This window comes from Candidatus Phytoplasma stylosanthis (assembly GCF_032886435.1).
Lineage (GTDB): Bacteria > Bacillota_I > Bacilli_A > Acholeplasmatales > Acholeplasmataceae > Phytoplasma > Phytoplasma stylosanthis.
Genome location: NZ_JAUZJP010000001.1, coordinates 1 through 5,882, shown reverse-complemented (window position 1 = coordinate 5,882; position 5,882 = coordinate 1). Strand labels below are relative to the sequence as shown.

At 18.7% G+C, this 5,882-nt stretch carries 4 protein-coding genes; all 4 read right to left on the bottom strand.

The features are described from left to right. On the bottom strand, nt 1–284 hold a 284-nt coding region (locus Q8777_RS00020), incomplete at its 3' end, for a hypothetical protein (protein ID WP_318749428.1). Between the two features lie 243 nt (nt 285–527). After that, a complete protein-coding gene (locus Q8777_RS00015; protein ID WP_318676336.1) occupies nt 528–1,835 on the bottom strand; it encodes an AAA family ATPase in 1,308 nt (435 codons plus the stop codon). A 76-nt stretch (nt 1,836–1,911) separates the two neighbouring features. Next, entirely contained in the window at nt 1,912–2,694 is a 783-nt protein-coding gene (locus Q8777_RS00010) for a hypothetical protein (RefSeq protein ID WP_318676337.1), read from the bottom strand. A 72-nt stretch (nt 2,695–2,766) separates the two neighbouring features. Beyond that, a complete protein-coding gene (locus Q8777_RS00005) occupies nt 2,767–4,341 on the bottom strand; it encodes a hypothetical protein (protein WP_318676338.1) in 1,575 nt (524 codons plus the stop codon). Between the last annotated feature and the right edge of the window lie 1,541 nt (nt 4,342–5,882).

Here is a 5,882-nt window from a genome sequence, read left to right as displayed (position 1 = left end):
CTTGGTGTTTCTTCGGAAGGTTTATTTAGAGAAGAAAAAGGAATTTGACTATGTATATTTTCTGTTGAATCAGCCAACCTTCTTTCTTCTTCTTCTCTTCTTTCTCTTAATTGTTTTTCTCTTGGTGGTGTTTCAGGAACATTATTAAATTTCGATTCAGAAGGAAAAGCTAAAACCAAATTTAAAAAAAACGTGTTTAAAAATATAATTAATATAAATAAAATAACATTTTTTATAATACAGAATTTATTTCTTTTAGAAAATTTTAATAAACTAAATATCATCTTCAAACATATTTTCCTTTTTATATAATATATAATAATTGAAAAAATAAACTATTACTCTCCTATAAAATCATCTGAATTTGCTTTAACTTTGACAATTGTATCAGAGTTGATTTCGAATAAAGTTATGTTGCTTTTATTAAAATATTATCATTATTATTTTTTTATAATAGCATTTTTTTTAATAATATCATCTTTTTTTTATTTTTCAATTAACCAAGTTTTTTTCACTTTTTCATAATATTATTTTTGTTTATTTGTTTCAAAACCTAAATATGTTTCCAATGCTTCATCTAAATCTGAATTTGTTATAAAATCATGTTTATAATAACCTGCATTGTTAACCGCATTAGTAATTAACATTTCTAATTTTCTACCAGATTGTATATCATAAAAATGTTTTTTTACTTTTTCTAAATTTTGCAAAAACATAAAGTATTTAGAATCATCATTAATTTTATTATATTTTTGTTGAACATATTTTTTTGTATATTCTGCATCATTCGAAAATACTTTTTTACATTTTTCTTGAAATTCTTGTTCTGATAATAATTCATCTAAAGTTTTTAAATTTTCTTTATCTTCATTTTCGCCTATCGCAGGAATATACCATTCATTAAGTGTAATTTGAGCAGCGTATTTTTCTGGTTCTTTTAAGGCTACATTAAATTTTTCTGCAATTTTTTCTAAATAAGAAAATGATTCAGGATGAATATTATATTGTGATGCAATCAATCGCAAATACCCTAATCTTTTTTCTTTATTAAAATAACCTATAAATATTTTGTCTAAACGAGATTTTATTGCGCTATCAATTTTATCAATATGATTAGTAGCTGCAATAAAATAAATAGGTCTATCTTTATCAGTTTTAACACCATCTAATTCGGCTAAAATCAAATCTGTTTTTTTAGCATCTCCTTCTTCCAAAGCAATAGTTCCATCTCTACTTTTTACTATTTCTTCCGCCTCATCAGCAAAAATAATTGCAGGACTATTATTTCTTGCTTTTGTAAATACACCTTCTATCTCTTGAATACTATGTTTAGGAGTTATTGTATAAAAATTCATTTTAGTTTCTTTAGCAATACTTTTAGCCAAAAGAGTTTTACCAGTACCAGGAGGACCAAAAAAAACAACACCTTTAGGTAATTCAGTAGTTTCAGTTTCAGATTGATTAAAAGCTATATATCTACCTTTATCATTTTTTCCTTTTTTAAAATAATATTTATCTTGATTAATAAATCTATCCATTATTTTTTTTATGTTTTTTACTTGCTCTTCCAAACCATAAATGTCATCGTATGTCTTAAAACCTTCATAATTTATTTCAGATGGAGTAAATAAATCTTTTAGACTATTATTAGATGAATTTTTTTCTGTATTTATGCCTTCATCATCATAGTTTTTTGGATTATCTATTTCTGAATTAGCATTACTATATAATGGTTCCAATTTTTCAATTATTCTTTCTATTAAAAACAGAAAAATCAATAATGATGTAAAAGCTGTTAATATAACAACAATTATAAATTGTTTTTTATTTTGCATTATAAAAAATCCCTTTTTGAATTATCAAAAAAATCCTTTTTAATTAATTTTTTTTAATTTTTTATTTAATTCTTAATTAAAAAAATCGGTTAAACATTTTTGGAATTCTATCTTTTCTTGAAGACATATCACTAATTCTTTTTAACTGATTTGTAATTTGCAAAGATTTGGTATCAAAATCTTTTAATAGAGTTTTTTGTAAACTATCATCTTTTTCAATAATTAGCAATTGTTCTTCTATTTCTGTAGAAGCGAAATTATATGAACCTAAAATAAAAGCATAATTTTTTAGAAATTCTCTACCTTGTTCTATTTCTTTTAGTCTTATTTCATTTTCATTAATATAATTTGCGACTTCAAACCCTTTTTTTCTATTTACTTCTAATTCTAAATCTTTATTAAATTTATTTTTTTCTTCTTTTAAAATATCACAACATAATAAAAATTTTTCAGCTATTACTGTCAAAAATTGTTGATCTTCGTGTATTCCTTTTGTATTTTTACATTTTTCAAATATAGAACGAATTTTTTTATCTAAAATATTATTTTTTTTAACTTTCTCTATTTTATCATATAATTTTAATAACTCTTCTCTATCAAATGGTGGTAATAATTCTATTCTTTTTTTTAATTTTGATAAAAATTGTTCATCTTCTTTTTCTAATTTGTCTAAATATGAAAAATCTGAATTTTGATCATCTTTTATATTTTCAGTCATTTTTTGAATTTTTTGTTTATTTCGTAAATTTTCAAATAAATTAAAAATAGTAATTCCTGTTAAAATTATAATAAAAAAAATTAAAAAGATTTTTTTAATAATTTCTTTTTTGGGTTTCTTAAAACTCTTTATAAAATTCATTTATATATACCAATTTTCTTCTTTCTTTAAATGTATTATTAACAAATAACAAAAATATAAAATTTTTAATTTTTAGTAATTTTTAAACATTTTCAATTCACAAAAACCAAGTATAATTTGATTTAAAAATTCTTTTAAATTACAAATATCTTCTTGAAAAGTTTCTCGATTAAATTCTTTTTCATCTAAAAAATTAATTTTTTGTAATGATATTCCTAAACCCAAAGGAAATACAAATTTAAATGTTTTTTTTTTAAGATTGTCACAATTCAGACAATCATTTAATTGATTCTCTAATCTTAAAGATGATAAATCCCTGTCAGCTTCATATTCTCCATTTAAAGAAGGTAAAACTTCTCTTATTTCACTTAGAAATTTTTGTTCATCTTCTAATATTTTTTGTCCTTGAAAAAGGATGAAATCTTCTAAATTTGATTTTTCTTCATTCAATAACTCTGATTGTTTATTTGGAGTATCTATATTTAAAGAGTTCTCTGATTCAAATATTTTTCTTTCTGATTCTGATAATTTTGGAAATTGATTTTTAAATTTTTCTATTTGATAATAATGCCATTTTCCATCTTCTTCTAAATTAACTTTAGTTATTTGCGAGTCTGAACCAGATCTTTCAAAATAATAATGATAACTTTCATCTAAAAAATTATTTAAATTCAATTCTTCTGATGTAAAATATCTGTCTTTTAAATTATTCCAACTTGGAAGATGTATTGGTTTATTATTAGGGAAAACCTTAGATATAAAATAAGTTGCATAATCAGGTAAATATTCTATACTTTTACTTTCTATCAAATTAGTTATTTTATAAAAATCACTTTTTTCATTATCATATTTAGCATCTAAACCTATTTTTTTAAATTTATTTAAAAATTTTTCCATTTGAATTAAAACTAATTTTGTATCACAAATTAAACCTTTTAAATCATATTCACGACTAGATAAATTTTTTTCTAAATTTTCTTCTAATTTATTTAGAAAAAAATTAAATTCTTCTTTATATTTAAACATTTTATCCAAATATATGTAAAATAATCTTGTTTTTATATTACGACAAAATTTATCAATCGATGATACTAATTTTTTTAATTTCTTATCTCGTTCTTTATAAATTTTTTCTATTGAATTTTGTTTTTCTTTTTTTGCTTTTTCCAAATTTTCAATTTCTATTAGGATTGGTTTTATTTCAGATTCTATTTTTTTTAAATTTATTTTTAATCTAATTAATTCATTTTTATAACTATCTGTTTGTGTACCTTTTTTGTTGTATATTTCTTTAAGTAAATTAATTTCTCTATCTACTAAATTTTTTTTATCATTTTCTAAATTTTGTTTTTTTGTGTTCAAAGAATATATTTGATTGGTTATTTCTTTAATTGTATCGCAAAATCTTTTGATTTTGAACTTTTCTTCATTATTATTTTGATCAAAAATATTTTTATTTTCTTTCATTTGTAAAAGAATTTCTGGAAGTACTTCAACTCTCGTATTATATATTTCTTCTGTATTTGATCTTTCTCTTTTTTCATCAGATTTCGCTAAATGAAACTTAAAATATAAAAGGATAGAAAGAACTAATAATAAAGAAATAAAGATAAAGATAAATAATTTTTTTTTATTTTTTTTAATCATTAAAAATTCTTTTTAAATACAAATTCCCTTCTTAAATAAATATTAAATAAATCAAATTAAAAAATAAAAGTTGGAGTTGAATTTAGTATGAAATTCACTAACATAAATGTTTTTTTAATTTTTCTTCCTTTTAATTAAGTATAAATAAAAAATATAAATAAAAGGTATAAAATTTTTAAATTTCATTTTTTTTAAATTCATATAAAAATAAATTTTATTAGTATAATTTGTCTTTTATTCAAATAACTAAATAAAAAAGACTCAAATTATCAAATTAAAATTAATAATTTGTAATTAAAAATGTTAAATTAACTGAATCAATTTAAAAATAAAAAATAAAAATAATAATTATTTTTACATATCAATAATATACTTAAAAGATTTAATTTAATTAAACTTTGTGATTCTGATTTTCGTGAATAATTTTAAAAAACAAACTTAAATAGATATTAAAAATAATTTATTTCTTTTCAACTTTTTTATGACCCTAATTTAAAAAATTTAAACTATCAAATCATTTTTATTTTCAAAATTAATTTTGCAAATAAAAAGATGGATTTTAAAAAATAAAATAGAAAAATTAAAAAAATTGTATTAAAATTAAAAACAATTTTCAATTATTTTTTTATAAACAATAGAAAAAGAAATACAAAAAAAGAAAATATATAATTTAGAAGAAATTAATGAATTTATATACATAAGTTTATTTCATTTTTAAAATTAAAAAATTTATTTTTCAAACAAAATAAAAATAAAAAAATAGTATTTTAATTTTAAATAAATTAATAATTAAAATACTATTTTTTTTGATTTCTGAAAAAAAGACAAACATATTTTTATATTTAATTTTTGTGTGATTACAATTAATTTTAAAATTTTAATAATAAAGAAAGTTAAAAATAAAAAAAAAATTTTAAAAAATAATAATTCATAAAAATAACCAAACAAACTTTATATTTTTTAGTTTTTTAGATAATTAATATTGAAAAATCTTAAATATAATATCTAGTTTATTTAAAAATAAAACACAAATAAATACCTCAATTTAATTAAATTTAATTAAAAAAATAGAACTGTTTTAAAAGAGTCACAACATTTCTAAAAAATTAGAAATTAAATTGTTGACTAATTACAAATATAATAACACAGAAAAGAAAATTGTTTAAAAAAATTTTTAATTTTTTTTTTTTAACAAAGACAAAGAAAAAGAAAAAGAAATAAAAAAATAATTTATGTTCCACTAAAATATAACTACTTCAAAACGAAATTTGTTCTAAAAATTAGAATCAAATTATTTACTAATTACAAATATGATAACACAAAAAAAGAAATTTGTTTACAAAAAAATTTAAATTTTTTCTTTTTTTAAAATTTTCTTTTTTTAACAAAGAAAAAGAAAAAAAGAAAAAGAAGCAAAAAGAAAAAAAGAAAAAGAAAACATATATACATAAAATGTATATATATAAACTCCTTTAAAAATCTTAGAGTCTAAGAGTCTTAGATTAACTAGAATAAATAATTTATATATTATAAACTAAGTA